Annotated in this window: 12 protein-coding genes; 9 read left to right on the top strand and 3 right to left on the bottom strand. The window is 68.2% G+C overall.

Annotation, left to right across the window (positions count from 1 at the left end):
- Positions 1 to 585 precede the first annotated feature (585 nt).
- The 5 genes from ACVBD7_RS08805 (at position 586) to ACVBD7_RS08825 (ending at position 7,301) form a co-directional block, all read left to right on the top strand.
- Positions 586 to 1,425, top strand: a complete 840-nt coding sequence (locus tag ACVBD7_RS08805; protein WP_458097103.1) for a Bug family tripartite tricarboxylate transporter substrate binding protein — start codon at positions 586 to 588, stop codon at positions 1,423 to 1,425.
- A gap of 302 nt (positions 1,426 to 1,727) precedes the next feature.
- On the top strand, positions 1,728 to 3,641 hold the full coding sequence (rpoD, locus tag ACVBD7_RS08810; RefSeq protein WP_458097104.1) for an RNA polymerase sigma factor RpoD: 1,914 nt from the start codon (positions 1,728 to 1,730) through the stop codon (positions 3,639 to 3,641).
- A gap of 164 nt (positions 3,642 to 3,805) precedes the next feature.
- Positions 3,806 to 4,174 (top strand): DUF2946 family protein, encoded by a 369-nt coding sequence (locus tag ACVBD7_RS08815; RefSeq protein WP_458097105.1) that lies wholly within the window; start codon positions 3,806 to 3,808, stop codon positions 4,172 to 4,174.
- Between the two features lie 93 nt (positions 4,175 to 4,267).
- The gene (locus tag ACVBD7_RS08820) at positions 4,268 to 6,436 is read left to right on the top strand and encodes a TonB-dependent siderophore receptor (protein WP_458097106.1); all 2,169 of its coding nucleotides are present in this window, start codon (positions 4,268 to 4,270) and stop codon (positions 6,434 to 6,436) included.
- A 10-nt stretch (positions 6,437 to 6,446) separates the two neighbouring features.
- Positions 6,447 to 7,301, top strand: a complete 855-nt coding sequence (locus ACVBD7_RS08825) for a DJ-1/PfpI family protein (RefSeq protein WP_458097107.1) — start codon at positions 6,447 to 6,449, stop codon at positions 7,299 to 7,301.
- Between the two features lie 339 nt (positions 7,302 to 7,640).
- Here the strand turns inward: ACVBD7_RS08825 and ACVBD7_RS08830 are convergent, their stop codons facing one another.
- Both ACVBD7_RS08830 and ACVBD7_RS08835 read right to left on the bottom strand, forming a co-directional pair.
- Complete coding sequence (locus ACVBD7_RS08830; protein WP_458097108.1) at positions 7,641 to 9,224, bottom strand: Na+/H+ antiporter; 1,584 nt, start codon at positions 9,222 to 9,224, stop codon at positions 7,641 to 7,643.
- A gap of 284 nt (positions 9,225 to 9,508) precedes the next feature.
- Positions 9,509 to 9,859, bottom strand: a complete 351-nt coding sequence (locus ACVBD7_RS08835; RefSeq protein ID WP_458097109.1) for a DUF1772 domain-containing protein — start codon at positions 9,857 to 9,859, stop codon at positions 9,509 to 9,511.
- A gap of 526 nt (positions 9,860 to 10,385) precedes the next feature.
- On the opposite strand from ACVBD7_RS08835, the gene ACVBD7_RS08840 reads away from it, so the two are divergent.
- The 4 genes from ACVBD7_RS08840 to ACVBD7_RS08855 all read left to right on the top strand — a co-directional run bounded on the left by ACVBD7_RS08840 (position 10,386) and on the right by ACVBD7_RS08855 (position 18,007).
- The gene (locus tag ACVBD7_RS08840) at positions 10,386 to 13,775 is read left to right on the top strand and encodes a DUF4781 domain-containing protein (protein WP_458097110.1); all 3,390 of its coding nucleotides are present in this window, start codon (positions 10,386 to 10,388) and stop codon (positions 13,773 to 13,775) included.
- A gap of 58 nt (positions 13,776 to 13,833) precedes the next feature.
- Entirely contained in the window at positions 13,834 to 14,295 is a 462-nt protein-coding gene (locus ACVBD7_RS08845) for an SMI1/KNR4 family protein (protein WP_458097111.1), read from the top strand.
- Between the two features lie 221 nt (positions 14,296 to 14,516).
- Positions 14,517 to 17,651, top strand: a complete 3,135-nt coding sequence (locus ACVBD7_RS08850; RefSeq protein WP_458097112.1) for a DUF6973 domain-containing protein — start codon at positions 14,517 to 14,519, stop codon at positions 17,649 to 17,651.
- Positions 17,648 to 18,007 carry a hypothetical protein gene (locus ACVBD7_RS08855; RefSeq protein WP_458097113.1) on the top strand — a complete coding sequence of 120 codons (360 nt, stop codon included), beginning with the start codon at positions 17,648 to 17,650 and terminating at the stop codon, positions 18,005 to 18,007. Before ACVBD7_RS08850 ends, ACVBD7_RS08855 begins: the two co-directional genes overlap by 4 nt.
- Positions 18,008 to 18,059: 52 nt before the next feature.
- Here the strand turns inward: ACVBD7_RS08855 and ACVBD7_RS08860 are convergent, their stop codons facing one another.
- Positions 18,060 to 19,994, bottom strand: coding sequence for a hypothetical protein (locus tag ACVBD7_RS08860; RefSeq protein WP_458097114.1), 1,935 nt, complete (start codon positions 19,992 to 19,994; stop codon positions 18,060 to 18,062).
- Positions 19,995 to 20,213: the final 219 nt, after the last annotated feature.

Here is a 20,213-nt window from a genome sequence, read left to right on the forward strand (position 1 = left end):
TCAGCACCACCCACCCGGGATGATGACGGGAACGCGGTAAGGGGCCCGTTCAACCCTGCCGCAGACGGCTGTTCCGACCCTCTAGACCTGTCACACAGAAATGCTAGACGAAGGCTCGAGGCACAGCGCCGAAGGTGCTGAATTGAGAAAGCATGTCGTTGACCAGGTTGGGAGTTCAGGTTCCCGAGCCACTCCGGCAAATGCTTCTTCTTCTCAAAGCCGAAGCTGCTGCTCCCGCCCACCCGGAACAGTGATACGCACTGGTATAGCACAACGCTGAAACCAGCGGCCCACGCCAGCCCCGTTCTACAGTGTTAAACCTACTCAGGACCGACACTCTATTCGGGCCTGATCTCCTGGCTGCGAGAGTGCCGTACTGTACATGAGCCTGCTAGCCCTCCCATGTGACAGGCAGGCCCGGGTACGAGGAAGCAGAATTTGGAAATGAGAAGCAGACGAGGAGCCATCTCGGCCCTCGGAGGTGCACTTGCGATCGCCGCAGTTCGACGGGCAGCAGCGCAGGAAACGGGCTGGCGACCTGACCGGCCATTGCGTGTTGTTGTGACCTTCCCCCCCGGCGGGGTGATGGACATCTCCGGCCGCCTGGGAGCTGAACTGCTAGGCCACATGCTGGGCCAGCCTGTCGTCGTTGAAAACCGGGCGGGCGCGGGTGGCAATGTTGGCACCCTGGCCGCACTCAATGCCGAAGCCGATGGCTACACCCTCCTGCTGGGTAGCATGGCGATCCTGGGGGTAAACCCCGTGCTCTACCCACGAGGCGGGGTCGATGCTTCCCGGGACTTCGTGCCGGTGGGCACGATCGGGGAAGTCGCGAACATCCTCTCCGTTCTCCCCGGAAAGGTCAGGGCGACCAATTTGCGGGATTTCATTGCCGACGCGAAACATAAGCCGCTGATGTACGGCTCGGTGGGTAATGGCAGTTCCTCCCACCTGGCAGCCGCTACCTTCCTGAAAATGGCGGGCATTGAGGCGACCCATGTGCCGTATCGCGGGTCCGCTCCCCTGGTGACTGCGATGCTGTCCGGCGAAATCGACTTTGGCTTCGACACCACGGCCACCTCTACGCCGCATATCCGCTCCGGCGCTTTCCGTGCCCTTGCCGCTTCAACTACCCGCCGCGCCTCAGCTTTGCCGGAAGTCCCCACCTTCGCGGAAGCCGGGCTGCCCGGTTACGACGTGGGGCTGTGGACCGGCTTCTTTGTACGAAAGGGCACGCCGGCCCCGGTGATCGCAACGCTCCGTCAGGCCATGGCGAGAGGGCGCACGCCCGAGTTCGAGGAAAAGTTGAAGGGCGCCTTCGTCGATCCGCTGGCGGTGCCCGAGGCTGATCTGGTCCGCTGGACGGAAGAGAGCGCCGTGCGGTGGCAGGCTGTCTCCCGCGAGCTGGGCCTGCAAGCCGACTGATGCCAGAAGCGCGCCGCCGGTGACTCGGCGGCGCCTCGAGGCGCAGGCGCCTTAGGACCGTGAGGCGTCTTCCTGCCGGCCGGAGACCGTCGTTCGCACCACGTCCTTAGGCCTCAGCCGCCCTCGGTCATGTCACCTATTTACCATTTTGTTCAGCGTCGGTGCCACGCTGGCCGCGATCATCACTTTGCCCAGAGGTCCACGGCACCCACATAAGGCTCTACCGACGGGCTAGCCCGAACTGTGAAAGCGACCATAGAACGGCCGCTCAATCGAAAATTTGAGTAGGAGTAGGATTAGGCGTGGCGGCGATCGACGAGGAGAGCGAGCTGGTGCTGGACGAGCGGGAGGAGGCCCTTCTCTCTTCACTGCCGCAAATGGAAGGCCAGGCGCTCCGGCGCCTGACGGAGCTCGCGCGCAGCCGCGGCCATGTCACCCATGCCGAGGTCGCGGCAGCCCTGCCCTCTGAGCAACTATCCTCGGACCGGATCGAGGATGCGCTGGGCGTGCTCTCTGCCTTGGGCGTCGAAGTAGCTGAGGACGACGCCGAAGCGGAGGAGGGCGATCCTGCCGCCGAGCCGCGTGCGGCGGCCGAGGGCGACGAAGAAGCGGTCGGCAACGTCAAGGACGATGCCGGGCGCAACGTAGACCCCGTCCGCATGTACCTGCGGGACATGGGCACGGTGATGCTGCTGAGCCGCGAGGGCGAGATCGCCATCGCCAAGCGCATCGAGGCTGGCCGCAACATGATGATCGAGGGGCTCTGCGAGGCCCCTCTGGTGCTGGACGCGATCATGGGCTGGCATCGCGCCGTCCAGGACGGGAGCATGCTCCTGCGTGACGTCCTCGACCTTGAGGCGACCGCAGGCGCCGGGGAAGGCCCGCCCGAGGGCGGGTCCCAGCAGGACGATGAGGAGGCGGGCGAGGAGAGCGAAGCGGGCGTGATGATCTCGCCCTCGGCCCTGGAGCAGCAGCTCAAGCCGGAGGCCCTGGCGGCCTTCGAGGCCATCGGTGCTGCCCAGGCCTCCATGCGGGGCCTTCAGGCCCGCCGAATGGCCGCCTATGCGGAAGGCGGCGCCCTCACCACCGCGGACGAAGCCGAGTTCGCCCGGCTGCGCGGCGAACTCGTCGCGCTCATCGGGCGGGTCCATCTGCACGCCAACCGCGTCTCGGAGCTGGTCGAGCGGATGCGTGAGGTGAACAGGCGCCTTACGGGCGCCGAGGGGCGGCTCCTCCGCATTGCCGAGACGGCAGGCGTGAAGCGGGACGACTTCCTCTCCGTTTATCGCAGTTCCGCCTCGAAGCCGGGATGGGTGGCCAGCCTCGCTTCCCGCAAGGGCAAGGGGTGGACGGCGCTGGCGACCACCTATGCGGCCGAGGCCGAGGCGGCGCGCTCCGCCGTCTTCGCCGTGGCCGAGGAAGCGGGACTGCCGATCACGGAGCTCCGCCGCGTGCAGGCCGTCGTGGCCAAGGGCGAGCGCGACATGAACCGGGCGAAGAAGGAGATGATCGAGGCCAACCTCCGCCTCGTGATCTCCATCGCCAAGAAGTACACCAACCGTGGCCTGCAGTTCCTGGACCTGATCCAGGAGGGCAACATCGGGCTGATGAAGGCGGTCGATAAGTTCGAGTACCGCCGCGGCTTCAAGTTCTCGACCTATGCCACCTGGTGGATCCGCCAGTCCGTCACCCGCGCCATCGCCGACCAGGCCCGTACCATCCGCGTCCCGGTCCATATGACGGAGACGGTCAACAAGCTGAACCGCACCTCGCGGCAGATGATGCATGAGCTCGGGCGCGAGCCGACCCCGGCCGAGCTCGCGGCCAAGATGGGCATGCCGCTGGAGAAGGTGATCAAGGCGCAGAAGATCGCCCGCGAGCCGATCAGCCTCGAGACGCCGGTGGGCGATGAGGAGGACAGCCATCTCGGCGACTTCATCCGGGATGAGAACGCGGTCATGCCGCTCGACGTCGCCCTGCATGCAGGTTTGCGCGATGCGACCAGCAAGGCGCTTTCGGGTCTGACGCCGCGCGAGGAGCGGGTGCTGCGGATGCGGTTCGGCATCGGCATGAATTCCGACCACACGCTCGAGGAGGTCGGGCAGCAGTTCAACGTCACCCGCGAGCGCATCCGCCAGATCGAAGCTAAAGCTCTCCGCAAGATGAAGCACCCGACCCGGGCCAGGCAGCTGCGAAGCTTCCTTGACGAATCCTAGACAGGAGGGGCGTCAGCGCTCCTCGCCTGTAAGCACCCCTGTCTCGGACAGCGTTTCCAGCATGTTGGAGCGCCACGACCGTACCGAACTGGGCTGGCCCGTTCTGCTGCGGCACCGAGTTGAGGGCGTGACGAAGGGGCCACGGGTCGGGTAAGTCCTCCGGCATGCGCCGCCCGCGGACAGGCCTTGCCCGCCTTATCGCCCTCCTGCTGCTCTTGCAGTGGGCGGGGTCCGTGCTGCCGCATGCCAGGGCCATGGCCCAGCTGGCCTCGGCACAGCTGGTCGAACTCTGCACACATCAGGGCACGCGTCAGATCCTCCTCGGGGAGGATGGCAAGCCCCTGAAGCCTGTGCAGGCGAATGACTGCTGCACCCTGTGCCAGGGCCCGATGGCGGCATCGCCATCGGAGCCGCCCATCCTGCCGCAACCTGCCGGCTACGTGCTGGTCGTCGAACTCTTCGGCGCGGAGGGGCTGCCGACCACCCCGCCACGCGCCCCGCCCCAGCAGCCCAGAGCACCACCCGCTTTCTGACACCGGTTGATCACCGGGCGGACGCTTCGCGTCGCGCCCGGTCCTTGTCGCCTGGGCATCGCCCAGGCGTCTTGCCGCTGTTCAGGAAAGCGCATGATGCGCCCAACGACCTCTACCTCGCGCCAGACGCGCGCGCTCTGTCATTCCCGTCCCCTCCTCCACCTGGGCCTTGCGCTCCTCGCCTCGACCAGCCTGATTGGTCCGGCCCTGGCCCAGCAGGCTCCCACGCCGGTCTCAATAGGCGGCGATCCGATCGCGGTGCCGGAAGTCTCGGTAACCGCCGCGGCATCCACAATCCGCGGCTATCTGGCCCCGGATTCGACCACGGCGCTCCGCCTTGCAGCACCGATCCAGGACGTTCCCGTCTCGCTGCAAGTCGTGCCGGACACCCTCATCCAGGACCGCGGAGCTCTCTCGGTGCGGCAGGCGGTCGAGACCGTCAGCGGGGTGACGAGCAGCAACGCCATTCCAGGCTCGGTCGCGCTCCGCATCCGTGGCTTCAACGACGGCAGCGCGAACCTCCGGGACGGGTTCCGCGAGACGAGCAATCAACAGGACGTGCAGGGGATCGAGCGGATCGATGTCCTGAAGGGTCCCGCCTCCGTCCTCTATGGCGGCAATCTCTCCTCGGGCGGGGTCGCCAACATCGTCACGCGCGCACCAATGGCCAGCCGCTTCGGGAGCGTGGGCGGAACAGTTGGCAATTACGGCCTCTTCCGCTCCACCTTCGACATCAATGAGGGCGATGCCACAGGGGACGGCACCCTCGGCATCCGGCTGAATGCCGCGCTGGACCGGAGCGGCTCGTTCCGGAATTTCGGCGGGTCCGACACCCAGTTCATCAACCCCTCGCTCCGATGGCGCCCCACGGCCCAGGACGAGGTGGTGATCAGGGCGCAGTACCTCAGGAGCACCTTCAGCTACGGACCAAGCCAGTCGCCCCTCTCTCGGCACACGCTCTCACTGCCGCTGTCCTTAAACTTCGACGACCCTCGCCAGGGATCCTCCCGCCGAGAGACCGCCCGGGCGAGCTATGACTGGGTCCATAGCTTTGGCGAGGGCCTCCGCTTCCGGTCAGGCTTCAACGCGTCCGGGGTAGATTACGACCTCGGGACAGACCGCTTCTCAAGCCTTCGTATCCTGGCCGACAACCGAACCGTCCAGCGGACAGCGATCTTCGGTCCCCAGCACCTCCGAGACTACGACCTGCAGAACGAGCTCGCCGGCACCTTCAAGACCGGCCCCGTCCGGCACGACTGGCTTGTTGGGGTCGAGACTTACTGGACCTCCAGCAGCGCGATCAGCTCGCAGATCGCATGGCCCAATCTGGACCTGCGGAACCCCGCTTATGGCGTGACGCCCGGTCCCGCCCGCCTGGCCTCCAGCACGCACAGCAGCTTCGTCAACAATGCGGGCTACGTGCAGGATTTCCTCACCGTCTCCCCCGGAATGCGGGTCCTGCTGGGAGGGCGCTACGACGCGACCGAGACCTCCAGCCGGAACCGCATCACAAATGTCGAGGCCGAGAACACGGCCGGGCGTTTCTCGCCACGTATCGGCATCTCCTACGAGCCGATCACGGACACGAACCTTTTCGCGAACTGGGCCAACTCCTTCGTCCCAACCACCGCGACCACGGCGAGCGGTGCCGCCCTCTCGCCCAGTACCTCCGAGCAGTTCGAGCTTGGGGTCAAACAAGCGGTCCTCGGTGGCCGGGCGCAGGCGACGGTCGCTCTCTTCCAGATCACCCGCACGAACGTGCCGACAACCGACCCTGCGAACCCAGCCTTCTCCATCGCATCCGGTGAGCAGCGCAGCCGAGGTGTGGAGGTCGATCTCGCGGGTGAGATCCTCCCCGGATGGATCGCGGTGGCGAACTACGCCTTCACCCAGGCCGAGGTGACCCGCGACAACCGACTTCCGGTCGGGAACACCCTCGCAGGTGCAGCCCGGCATGCGGGCCAGATCTGGACCACTTACGAGTTCGAGGACGGATCGCCGCTTCGTGGCGTCGGAATCGGCGGCGGCGTACGGGCCGAAAGCCGGCGCGAAGCGACCCTGCCCAACACCTTCGCGCTGCCGGCCTATGCCCGGCTCGATGCCGCGGCCTGGTACCGCTTCGAGGTGGCCCGCACGCCCCTGCGCGCCCAGGTCAACATCCAGAATATCAACCGGCAACGCATCTACGACACGGACGGCGCAAACACCCTTCGAGTGAACGTGCCCTTTACCGTGCTCGCCTCGATGACAGCTCAATTCTGAGGAGGACGCGATGTCCGAGAACACCATTACTCCGGCGGCGGCTGGCGTAGCGCGCCGGCATTTCGCGGCAACGGCGATTGCCGGAGGTCTGCTGGCAGCAAGCGCGCCCGGTGGCCTGGCCCAGCCGTCGCCCCAGCCACTCCCGCGGCCCCGCATGCTGCAAGGCCCGAACGCTCCGACACCGATTAAGGTGGCCATGCTGGTCCACCCGCAGATGATCATGCTCGACCTGGTCGGCCCCCAGACAATCCTGAACATCCTCGGCTCCGACATCCACCTGGTCGGTGAGACGAGGGAGCCGGTCCTTACCGACATCAGTGTTCCGATCACACCGACCTGCACGCTGGACGAATGCCCGCGCGACCTCGATGTCCTTTTCGTTCCGGGCGGCCTGATGGGATCCATCGCCTGCATGAGGAGCCGTGCGGTTTTGGACTTCCTTGCGGACCGGGGGAGCACTGCCCGTTACGTCACGAGTGTCTGCACGGGTGGCTTGGTGCTCGGCGCCGCCGGTCTTCTGCGCGGCTATCAGGCGACAGCCCACTGGGGCGTGGTCGACCTCCTGCCGCTCCTCGGCGCCAGGAAGGTCGATGCGCGCGTCGTCCAGGATCGAAACCGGCTGACCGGCGCGGGTGCGACGGCGGGCCTTGATTTCGGGCTGAACCTCGCGGTTCTGCTGCGCGGGCAGGAGGCAGCTGAGCGGGTTCAGCTCGTCTTAGAGTACGAGCCCGTGCTGCCGTTCCATAAGGGCACGCCAGAGCTCGTCGGCCCAGAGGCGATGGCGCGTGTACGCGCCGGCCGTGTCTGGATGGACGGGCAAGCCCGCGAGGCATCCCTCGCCGCTGCACGGCATCTCGGCCTCTGAAGCGGAAGACATCTGCGTAACCCAGACCTCCCCCATAGGGCCGATCCCACCTGTGGCTCCCGGGGGAACCCTGCCCGCATCGACGGGCTCCCTCGATATGCGCCTTCTTGAAGGAAACGCCCGCGTTCCAGGAGGCCGTCAGGATTGCCACTTCCTGCGGCACCCTGGCTACTCACTTCTCTCGAAGCTTCCGGCAGCTCGAGAATAAGCTGCTGCTAGAGACGCCCCGACTAGCCGAGCTCTCGACTCTTGCTAGATCCTCTGGTGCCCGCCGCAGAAGCGGTCCGCGCGCCGGAGAACTGGCCGCCAGTGTTGCCGCTGGCTATCGGCGGCAGCAGTTCATCCCTTTGCGGCTATCGCCACGAGTTCCTCAAGATCCAGGTCATGCTCAAGGTCATGAAGCGTTTCGTCGTCGATCTGTCTCGCCCGGTGTAGGCGAACCAGCTCGGCCCGCCCTGCCGTTACCGCCGCAAGGACAACACCGTAATGCGCGGCGATATCGAGGTCGCGTTCCTCCTCACTGCCAGAGAACTCGGTCGCGATTGTGGCCCGCCGCCGATAGCTGTCGAGCAGGCGGGGATGGAGAAGTCTGCCATCGGGAGTGAAAGCCAGCCGTTCGACTTCAGCGAGCTGTGCTTTGAACATAGCGTTCTCGGCGGAATGCAGGTCCAGCGGCGGCCTGCTACGGTCGTCCTCCTGCAGCCCTGCGAGGCGGATGACGAGACCGAGCGTCGTGCCCTGCACGAGCACTGTCACCAGGATGACAGCGAATGCTGTGACCAGCATCAGGTCACGGCCGGGCATGGCCTCGGGCAGGGTTAGCGCCACTGCAAGGGTGACGACGCCGCGCATGCCCGCCCAACTCATCACGCTCGCCGCCCGTACGCCGAGGGGCTCCACTCCTCGCAATCCAGCCCGATGCATGGCCCCGAGAAGGGCGTCGGTGCCGAAGACCCATGCGAAGCGCGCCACGGTGATGGCCAGGATAATGGCCGCAACCGACCAAGCCATATCCTGCAGCACAACACCGATACCGCCGACGCGGTCGATGACGCTGCGCAGAGACAGGCCGATCAACACGAAGACAGTCGCCTCGAGGAGCGAGATCATCACCTGCCAGAACGAGAGGGCGCGAATACGAACGCTCGCCGTCAGGATGACGTGCTGGTACCAGCCGCACACGAGCCCGGCCGTGACAGTCGCGATCACCCCCGAGACGTGCAGCAACTCACCCGCAATATAGCTCGCCCAGCACACGAGTACCGAGGCCGCGATCATCAGGTGGTCGTCCCCGAGGCGCCGCAGGAGCAAAACCCAGAGCGCGCCGATGCACCCGCCAACGGCGATCCCGCCACCGACGAGCAGGGCAAAGCTGCCCACGGCCTCGCCGAGGCTGAAGGTTCCGGTCGCCGCTGCCGCTACGGCGAAGCGGAAGAGCACGAGCCCTGTTGCATCGTTGAGAAGGCTTTCGCCTTCCAGCAAAGTGCTCAGTCGGCGTGGCAGCTTCACGCGTTGCAGGACGGCCCTCGCCGACACTGCATCGGGCGGGGAAACAATGGCGCCCAGCGCGATGCATGCCGCCCAGGGCAGTTCGGGCAGGATGAGCTTCGCCACGACTGCCACCACGGCCGCCGTGAACAGCACCGCTCCGACAGCAAGCGAAGTGATGCCGCCGAGATGACGACGAAAGGGAGCCACGGCCGTGAACCAGGCCCCGTCCATCAAGAGCGGCGGCAGAAAGATGACCAGCACCAGTTCTGGATCAAGATCGACGGCGGGCAGGCCCGGAACGAAGGCCAGCAAACCTCCGCCAACCAGAAGCGCTACTGATGGCGGAAGACGCAAGCGCAGCGCGGCGTACTGGAGTGCCAGCACGACCAGGAACATGCCGACGATCAGCTCAAAAACCTGTTCGGGATGCATGGTGTCTCGGTCCGTCAGGAATGGGTAAGTCTTCCCTCGGTCATAGCGAGCAAAGGCAGGCTGCCATGTACTGAGCCAAAGCCGTCAAGCTGATTGCTTAGGAAGTTTGCTGCGGCGATGCTACTGTAATGAGATCGAGAACTTCTCCGCAGGCCTCGAGAGCTTGCGCACTGGACGTTCCGAAGTCTTGGACGAAAGTGACGGATCGCGTCGGGCTAGCTGGCCCATCGCTTTTCTCCAAGTCTGCGTTTGCGAAGGAAGCGTGGCGGTGGTGGCAGCAAGACTTAATGGCTCGCCAGGAAGCCCCAGGCAAACAGGAGAGAGGCCGCGGAACCAAGCATACTCCGCACGTTGTGCAGTCTGCCCCAGCGCTGCAGAAGTTCGCGACTTTCCAGGCCTGCTGCCTGTCGTGTCATCGCCATCAGGCGCTTGTTAACTGGCATGATGACCAGCACCGTGAAAGGCCAGTTCGCGAGCAGGACCAGACTGCCTGCCATCCACTGCAGCCCGCGAAGGTGATGCCAGGCCAGCAGCCCTACCGCCCCGCCCAACATGGCCAGGCCCGCCTGGATGGGCAGGGCGCGCTTGTAGCTCAGCTGCCACTGGGCGAGCAGCGGCGGATCTTCGAGGACCATCCTGGCGGGATGCTCAACTAGGCTGATGTAGAGTGCGGCCCCAGCGAAGAGGGTCGCAAAGACGAGGGCAACAAGTCCAGGGATCAACTGAGCTCTCCTAGGAAGCTCTGTCTGGATACAGCAACCATGCCGAGTGCGTCTCCCTGATGTCGGTCTGTCCGACGCGGGCCGGGACCTTGGGTGGCGAGGTCAGGAGGAAGCACCGAGCACGGGCAGGCCGATGAGGCATTTGGTCGACTTTCCGAACTCTGAAACGCATAGGACAAACTGAAGCAGGCCTCCCCGACCAAGGGATCCTCATGCGTCATTGGAGCAAGAGAGACTGTCGGGAATGCTTGCCGCGTGAGCGGATCGTCGCCCGATCATCACTGGACTTCTTGCTCGTAGAACAGATCCCAAGTCGGACGTTCCGCCCGCGGACCGTAGCCGAACTGTCACCCTCCTGTCGTCGCGTTTCGGCAAACATTGTCCTTGGCTCCTAACAGAAGCGCCACCGCCCCGGGCGGAGGTGACGGAGGAGCCGCACATGTCGTTCTCATCCGCAACGGCCAGAACTCACCAGGAGCGCAGCAGCTCCATCCCCACCAGGGCAGCTCCGGCCGACGGGCAGCGCTTTGACAAAGCCTTTTCCGCGCAGGTGGAGAAGTCGCTACCCCACCCCGCCCAACCGCCGGAGCCACGGAACGGCAAACCCTCCGAACCCTTGGCCCAGCTTCCCGCCACCCCGGCACGCGAGCCCATCGCCGAGCCGCGCCGGCAAGAGATTGAGCACTGGGTTGACGCGAAGTCGGATCCTTATAACAATCGTCTCCTCTGGCTAGATCATCACGGCACCGCTGAAAAGGCGCAGGCCGCTCTGGAAGGCAGCTCCGATCTCGGGGCGATGACCGCCCCCGAGCAGGAGCTGCTCATGGACCGCCTGCTGGACCGCTGGGCGGCTCAGGATGGCGAGGGCGCACGCGGCGCCGCCAACCTGATGGAGCGGCTGGAGGGCGATCCGGACCGACGCGCCATCCTTGCACAGCGTACCGCCTTGCAGGCCGGAGAGCTGGCCAGCGAGCCGACGAACGGACTTTCCGACCCCGAGAAGCTGCAGCGCCGCACCACCATTCAAAGTCTGGCCGAGACCGCCATCACCGGCGTCGGCGGTCTGCTGGACGGCCCAGTGAAAGATTCGGAAGCGCTGGGCGAAATGATTCGCTCCCTCGGCCCCGATGGCGCGGCCAATCTGGCTCGCGCGCTCGCCCCCGAACGCGCCGACCTGGCCACCCCCGCCCTGGAGAGCAGCCCCGACTTCACCACCCGTGACCGGCAGGCCGAGTTGCTATCCCGCAGCCTCGCCGCCCTGAATGCCGGCCCGGGCTCGGAGGCAACCGGCGCCTTCGTGCAAAACGCTTTCGCGGTCACGACCGAGGGCGCCCTCACGGTCAGCCTCACTCCGCGCGAGGGCGGCATGACGCCGCGTGGTGAGGAGGGCGTGCCCGACCTGCGGCGGGAGTTGGCCTTCGCCCTCTCCCGCGAGTGGAACCCCGAGGCCCCAACCGCCGATCGCGAGCGGCTGGCAGGCATCCTGGAGACGCATCAGGGCGCCGCCCTGCTCGGCGCCGATGAGCAGGTGCCGCTGGAGGCGCGGGTGAACGCGCTGGCCGTGTTCCGCGCGGACCGCGGCATCACCGGCGAGACGCTCTCGGCCACAGGCGACGCCTGGACCAACCCCGCCATCACCGGCCCGATTGCCCAGGCCAATGCCGCCCCCTTCCTCGCCCGCGGCGACGCGGCGCAGCACCTGGCCGGCACGGATATCGAGAACACCGTCGGCACCGCCATGGGCTTCGCGCCCAGCCTGCCCGGCCTCTCGCCCGAGGACGCTGAGCAGGCGCTGGCGGGCGGGGTGAACGCCTTCGCGGCTGGGCCGAACGCCGAGGCGGTCACCAAGGTCGCGGACGGCATCCGTGCCGCGGCCAGGGGCGATGCGGCGGATGTCGCGGTGTTGCCCGTCACCTACTCCTCGGGCGAGACCGGGCCGGTCACCGTGCCGCTGTTCCGCGTGACCGGCCAGGACGGGCGCGAAAGCTTCGTCGACAACCAGGGCGCTGTGTATCGCGACTTCGCCCACTGGCGTGAGACGAACGACCTGCCGCCCGGGCAGATGACCTATCCCAAAGGCGGGCATCTCGTCGCGGGCGTTGACGGCAGGGCCCAACTCGGTCAGGGCGCGACGCCGGAGACGGTGGACAGCTTCGGGGAGGTCGCACTGTCGGTACTCGACAAGGCCGCGCTGGTGGGTGGGGTCATTGCGGCAGGCGCCTTCATCATCGGCACCGGCGGCACAGGCGCGCTAATGATCGGCGGAGCGGCCGCCGCCTATGGCGCCGGGCGCGCGGGGGCCGATCTGTTGGACCGGGCCGATCACCAGCAGTCGCTCAGCCTCACCGACCCCGAAGCGCGCGGGTTGTGGCTCTCGCTCGGCGCCAACGCGGCCGGCGTCGGTGCCTTCGGCAGCGCGGCGCGGCTGTCGCAGGTCGCCCGCAGCGGCGCAGCCATCGCGCCGATGGAGGCCTCAATGCTCGGCTGGACCCAGGCGGCGGCGGGCGTGACCGACGTGACGGCCATGGCCAACCAGGGCGTCGAAATGTTCCAGAACTGGGAGGTGATGAGCGGCGAGCAGCGCGCTCAGGGCCTGCTGCAAATGGCTTTCTGGGGAGCGACCACCGGCGCCGGGCTCCGCAGCAGCGGCACCCATCCCGGCGACATGTTCAACCCCGTGGCTATCCGCAACGGCCTGCTGGACGCCTATCGCCCGCCGGTGGTCGCCGATGCGTCCCTGCCCGGCGATGCCGTGCGGATCGTGGCCGACGGCAGGACGGGCGCGGTGACCGAGATTCGCCACGGCCCGCAGGCCACACCCGAGGACATCGCGCTGCACGAGCGCGCTGCGATCGCGGCGCAACGCACGGGCACGCTGGAGGCGTGGCTGGGCGCTCTGCTGGGCGGCGAGGCGTCGCCGCCGCCGGGCTCGCAAGGCTGGGCTGCGCGCCAGGACATCGCGAAGATCGGCGAGCGCAATGCGGCGCGCATTGAACAACTATCGGGCGATACGCTAACCCCCAACCAGCGCGCGCAGCTCGAGACCGAGATCTCGGCCGACAACACCTATCTCGACGATCTGACCACGCGGGTGAACGCCTTCGCCCGCAGCCCCGGCGACGTTTACATCGACGGCCCGAGCACCGGCCTCTCGCTTGCCCGCGAGATGGGCGCGGAGAACCTGCTCGACGTGCTGAATGCAAGGACTGCCTACTACACCTTCCGCGTTGACGGAGACGGCGCGCTGACGGCAAGCGCGCGCAACCATCCCTGGCTCACCGAGTACCGCGTGGAGCCTGGCATCGACGGCCCGCGCCTCGCCGTATCCCGCCAGGGTGTGGAACTGGTGGACGGCACCCCGCCCATCAACTCCCGCTATGCCGGCGAGATGATGCCACGCGACGCACTGACGCCGGATTCACAGCTCGACTACGCCGACGCGCTGGAGATGCTGCCCGCCCCCATGCGCCCAGCCTATGCCGCGGGTGTGCCTTTCAGCGCCGAGGGTTTTCCGCAGTTTCCCTCGGTCTTCCGCGCGCAGCTGCCGGAATCCGGCTATGTCGCCAGCCGCGAGCAGCACTTTCGCGCCTCAAACCGGCAGCTCGCGACGCCGGAGGGGCAGCAATCCCTGTGCGATGCCGGCCTCACGCCGTCCCAGATCGACGAGATCCTGGAGGACATCGCGCGCGCGCCCGACCAGTCTCCAGCGGAGTGGACCTGGCACCACACCGAAAACCCCGGCGAGCTGCTCCTGGTGCCGCGCGGCATCCATGCCGCGGTGAAGCACACCGGTGGCAAGAAGATCTGGGGCGGCGGTGGAGCAGAGTAGGACTTGACCCGCACAGCCTCAAAAACGCTGATGCGCGCGACCGAGAAGGGCTGAGACGATGAGTGATGGCTGGACCCCTTATCTTCGGTCCGATCTCCCGAAGGCGACGGAGGCGGACCGCGCGCGCATTGAGGCCGAGACCGGCCAGCGCCTGCCCGATACCTACTGGACTTTGGCGCGGCTGAACCAGGGCCGCGTGCCGGCTCCGAAATATGTGCCGCTGGAGAATGGTGGGCGGGCGAATATCGGCGTCCTCCTCTATCTTATCGAGCGCGAGAGGGTGACGCGGCCAGGCGAGCGCAGCTACGGCCTGCTCAGCGCTTTCCAAGGCGTGCGAGACCTGTACCCCGCTGGGATTGTGCCCTTCTCGGACGATACCGGCGGCAACTTCATGGCTTTCGACTACCGCGCCGGTGGCGAGCCTGCGGTGGTCTTCGTGGACCACGAGATTGCGGGAGAGGCCGGGCTGACGCCCGTGGCGCCAAGCTTTGAGGCTTTGATGGCGGCACGACAGGACTGAAGCCAAGTTATTCCCGTCCGGGGACAAAGAGCGGGAACAATCATCCCGGTCTCGCTGTCATGGATATCGAGAAGACGCGATGACGAAACGGACAATTGTCATCGGCCTGTAACGTGCCCTTGCTTGATCGTGGCGCCTCATACTCGAAATCTGGCCGCGCGGGCTGCCCGGTATCCTCTGGCATCCCGGGCCCACGTATCCGGGCAACATGGAGGGACGCCATGCCGCCGCTCGACGCCGCCAAGCCTGCTGGAACCTCCGGCTCCTCCTCATCCGGCGCCTCCTCGGCCCCGAGCAGCGGTCCCTTCGACCGCGCCGTCGCGCGCCAGAAGGCGACACCCCCGCCGCCCCCGCCTGCTCCGAAAGAGGACCCCACCACCTCCCAAAGCAAGCCGGCCGGGGCTAGCGAGGGCGATGTCGTCCGCGCTGGCGCCTCATCCGGCGCGAAGCCAGCGCCCGCCGAAACTGGCGCGGCGCAGGGCGCCTCGGGCACGGCCCGCAACCTTGCGGACACCAAGGGCGCGATCGACAAGCTGAACAGCGACGGCGACCAGGCCGTGATGCGCCTGACCGGCGAGGCGAGCCTGTCACTGCCCACGCCGTGGAAGTTCAACGCGACCGGCAAGGCGCAGTACGGCTTTGAGGCGACGGTGCAGCAGGTGGGCGATCCGCCGGCGAAGCCCGGTGACAAGCCCCCACAATACGACGTCACCTTCTCCAAGAACCTGCTCGGCGGCGTCGGCGCGGAGCTGCGGCTGGGGAACGCCGCCAAGTTCGGCGGGGAGTTGAATCTCGGCACCGCCGACCGCGTGACGATGCGCTTCGACACGAAGGAGGACGCGACCCGCGCGGTCGACGCGCTGGAGCGCATGGCAGCCGCCGAGACCGTCCGCGACACTGCCTCCGTCATGCCCGGCCCGGTGGGGATCCCAGGCGCTTCCGGCCTACCGCGCAACCCCTCCGGCAATCCGCTGAATGGCGCTTCGGGCGATGCTGTAGAACACCCCGGCGCGGACCGTCCGGGGGTAAGCGAGGCCGGCAACGGCCCCGGCGGCGCGATGAACCCGAACAACATCCCGGAGATCGCGGGCGAAGCAGTAGCGCGCAAGCTGGAGCCAAGCGCGGCTGACCAAGCCTTCCTGCGCGACCACGTGGTCTCCTACGAGCAGCAGCTGACCGTGCAGGAGCGCGTCAAGCTCGAGGCCAAGCTCACCGACAATCTCGGCATCGAGGGCCGGTTCGACGCGAACCAACGAGTCATCCGCACCGTCGAGCTGCCGCAGGGCGACGAGCCCGGCCGCCTTTCCTACGCGATCGAGGGCGGAAACGAGCTGTCCACGAAGGAGAAGCTCGACTTCAAACGGGACATCTTGGACCCCTCATTAAAGGACCCGAAGGTCGGCGCCTTTGGCTTCAACACGAACAACATCCGCGACGTCGGCGATAGCAACGGCCGTGTGACGCTGTCCTGGGACATCCCCAAGGAGGGTTTCGACGGCAAGGGCCAGCCCTTTCCGGAGGCGGACCTGCTCTCCAGCGGCGGCTGGGCGCATCCGGACGAGATGTCTGTGCGCCTGCAGGCCAATGTCATGGCGCAGTCCCCGCTCGATGCAAGCCGCACCGACCAGATCCAGCTGCAGGCCGAGGCGACGTTGAAAAACCCGGACCAGCACGCGGCCCGCATCCTGGATGGGCTCGCGCATGGCGGGCTAGGCGACGCGCTCCGCCAGCTTCCCGCCGATGCCAGCGCCTCCACCCGCGCGCAGTTTGTGGCGCGGGACGGCACGCAGACGCAGCACCAAGTTGGCGTCGACCTGAAGGGCGTCGGTGAGGCAAAGGCGAGTCTTATCGCCGAGTTCGGCAATGACGACGTGCGCGTGCGCTCGGAACGCAGCTGGACCGGCGCGCAGCCCGAGGCGGCACCCGCGGACCCGACCGCGCCGCCTGTCACACCCGAAGCGCCCACCGCTAACCCCGGGCAGCTCGTCGTCGTCCCGCGTGACGGCCTGAACGCCCGTCCCTCCCCGGACACGGACGGTGCCCCGGCGGGCGTGTTCCAGCACGGCACCTTCCTGCAGCCCACGGGCCAGCAGTCCACCGATGCCAGCGGCCGCCAGTGGATCGAGGTGCGCGGCACCGACGTGGCGGACCGCCCAGTGCAGGGCTGGGTGGCGCAGGAATTCATTGCCCCGCATCCCGAGGGCCGGATGGACTCCACCGGCCGCATCAACCCCGAGCTGGAAGCCGCCGGCTACCGCGAGGTCACCGTGCGCGCCGGCGATACGGTGTGGGACATCGCCAGGCGCGAGGGCGCGGACTTCGAGGAGACCGTTGCCCTCAACCGCGACCACATCATCGAGCCCGACCTGATCTTCCCCGGCGACACGGTTTACCTACCCGGCGCCCCGGCAGCCCCGGTAACTCCGGCACCCGAGCCGCCTGCCGCACCTGCACCGCAAGTCGGTTCTTCGGGCGGCAATTCTCAAAGCACGCCCGCACCGTCCGGCGGCGCCTCTGGCACGCCGTCTCCCGGCAAGCCGGGTTTGCCTTCGCCCGGCACGTCAGGCGCCCCCTCCCCGGCCGCACCCGGCACGCCCTCGCCCGGTGCATCCGGCGACCCTTCGCCCGGCGCCTCAGGCGACCCCTCGCCCTCTGCCCCGACGGCACCCTCCGGGTCCACGGCCCCGGCCGAGCCGCAAGCACCGGCCACTCCCGGCCGCCCCGATCTCGGCTCTGTCCTGCGCGACTACCAGGTGCAGGCCGACCCCGGGGGGATGGTGGAGTTCGCCCCGCTCGGCGGCCTTTTCGGCAGCCGCACCATGACTGCGACCGAGGCCGACTTGCTCGGCGGCCTCGCACCCTGGAACCAGAAGCAGGTGAAGGACATCGCCGACGACGCCGGCGCGCGCGCGGCGGAGGCCTTCCCGGACAACGCCGTGCCGTCGGACATTCCCTCCGGCCGTGTTAACGAGTGGCAGAGCAACGATGGCCACCGCGACGCCATGCGGCACGCCCTCGGTGCCGCGCGACTGACGCAGGAGTTCGGCGCCGACTGGTCCCAGCGCTTCAGCACCGCGCATGAGGGCCTGCCCGAGGAGGACCAGAACGCCGACCGCGAGGCAATGGACCTCTACAACAACAGCGTCGGCATCCGCATCGGGCAGGAGAACCCGGACGCCTCGCAGGAGGAGTTGGCCGGGCTGATCGAGACGGCGGTGCGGGACGGGCAAATGATTGTGGTGGGCCGCGACCACGAGCTGGCCTGGAGCGATGAGGTGGCGGTCGGCCAGCACAACCTGGCCGACGATCCCGGCGTTCCCGGCGTGCGGACCACTCCGAAGGGAGCGAGCGAATGATCAAGGGCAGCACCGGCCGCCTCGCCGCGGCCCTCGTTATGGGAGCGACAGTCATGGGCACGAGCCTAGCCGCCGAGGCCGCAAACTTTGACCGAGGCGCCTGGGAAGCTGGGCGTGGCGACGACAGCGGCCGCAACCCGCGCGGTGGCCAGGTGGGCGCCCTGCGCTCCAGCGGCGCGGTAGCTCCCGGCACGCCGCGCGATCAGGTGCGTGCCCTGCTCGGCGCGCCGGAGAACAGCGACGGCGCGCGGGAGATGTACTCGCTCGGCATCGGCTATGGCGGCAGCGTCGAGTACTTCGCCATCCAGTACGACGATCAGGGCCGCGTCACCCGCGCCTCTCTCGTTCGCGGCTGAGCCACCCGCCTCCGGCGAAGGGGCCGTCCCGCAAGGGGCGGCTCCTTTTGCGTTACCGTATGGCCGGCGCCGGCACGCCGAAGCGCCCCAGCCGCGCGGCGATCGCCAGCCCGTCCCCTCGTGAGAGACGGGTGACCGCCGCGTCGCGGATCGCGGCCTCCCCCCAGGCGCCGAGTGCCGCCGCCGCATCCTCCAGTCCCGTTTCCCCGCGCAGCACGGACGTGGCCGCCAGCGCAAAATCTTCCCGCGCGGCATCCAGCCCCGCCCGCACCGGCGCCCGCCCCGCCGCAGCCTCCCATGGCTGGCCGAGTGCCGAGAGCGACAGCGCGGCGCCCGTAGCGAGAAGGTGAGCGAGCGAGGCGCGTAGCGCGGGAGCCGTCCCCCGAAGCAGTGGACCCGGCGCTGCCCCGCCCGCGAGCATCGCATCCCAGGCAGCCAGCGGTCCGTGCAGCCCCGCGATCATCGCAAGCGCTTCCGGTGTCGTGCTGCCGCCCGGCGGCGGGCCGAGCCGCTCCCGCCGCTCCAGTTCCGCTACCCAATCCGCCGCCAGCGCCGCCCAGGCTTGACGCGCGCGCCCAGCCTCTCCGGTGCGGCGCGCCGTCTCCATGGCGAGAAGTGCGGCCGCAATGCCCTCCCGCGCCCGCGCGGCATCCTCGCCCCCGGCATAGGGGCCTGCCGGCGCGCCAAGCCCATAGGCCAGTACCAACCGCAGTTCCTCGCTGGCCTCACCGGCGCGAGAGACGGCGCCGTCGCGCAAAATGGTCCAGCCACCCTCCTTGGAGGGTGCCCGGATCACCTCAATGCGCGGCGGTTCGCTCTCGCCCAGCGCCACTCCATCCTCGCCCACCCGCGCAATGCCGCCGAGCAGGAGATGCGCCGGCGACCCCTGCCAGGTGGCGATGCCCTGCCCGGGCGCGAGATCGGCCAACCGCGTCACCCGCCCCTCTCGCAGGCGGGCGAGCAGTCCCATCCCTTCCTCAATCGCCCCCGCCGGGCCCGAGGGGCCGATGGCAACCAGGGCGGCGGTATCGTCCATCCGCCACAGGCGCGGTGTTCCCTCCGGCAACGGTGCGGCGCCGGGCGCAGGGCCGAAGTCGATCGCCACCGCGACGGGATGGGTGACCGAGACGAAGGCGCCGCCCAGCGCCTCCCGCCGGGGGTCCGCGCCCGCGCCGAGATGGACTGTCGCTTCTCCCGGTCCGGGGATAGGCGGCGGGCCGGCGGAGAGCGGCGCGGCCGCGGGCGCCGTGACGCCGCGCAGCCCCGCCTCCGCCCCCAGCATGGCCGCCCCTGATACCACCCAGCCATTAGGCCCGGGCCCAAGGGTCACCGTCATCCCCGAATTCGCCGCGCCCTCGAGCACCGAGGAGAGTAAGACCGGGGGGGCCATCGCGTCCGGCGCCGGGGAGACCTGATGCACCACTGCTTCCACCAGCGGGGCAGCGTGGCGCGACCAGAAGGCGGCGGCCTCGGGAAGGATCGCCGCTTCGGTCCGCAGCCCGGCCGCGGGAGGAAGAGCAATCGACTCGATGCCGCCACCGAGCGGCGTGGCACTGCTGACCGAGCTTCCCGGTGGCAGTGCGACGAGAAGAGGCGTCGCCTCTGCTCCTGGCGCGGTCTCCACGCGCGGTACAGCAAGCAAGCCGATGCTGCCCGCCGGCAGTGGGGCACCGGGTTCGACGGGCGCCGGCTGACCAGCTGCGATCAGGACGGCGGCGAGCGATCCGGCCGGCATCTCGGCGGGCGGGCCGAGGATGACCCGCGCCTCCGCCCGCGCCGTCTCTAACGCAGAGGGGCCGAGCGTTGGCACTCCTTGAAGTGCAGCGAGGGAGACAGCGCCATCCGGTGAGACCGCGAGTTGCATCCCGCGAAGGGCGGCATCGGCGGCCGAGGCAACTTCCCGCGGCGCACCGGCCCGGATCAGTTCGGCCGCCGGGCTGCCCAGGGCATCCAGCCGGTTGAGGGCTGCGGCATCCAGCGCCGGCATTCGTGTGGCCTCCACGAAAACGGGAGCCGCAGAGGTCACGCCAGGTGCGCTGCCCGCCTCCGGCCCTGCCCGCTCGGAGTGTGGCACGACAGGAATGGAAGCGACCGGTGTCTCAGACTTGGCGAGGACAGCCTCCGCCTTCGCCGGGAGGGGATCGGACTTGGAAGGAAATGCGTCCGGCTTCGCTGAAGGGAACTCCGGCTTCCCTAACGGGGGCTC

The organism is Roseomonas sp. WA12 (genome assembly GCF_054165765.1).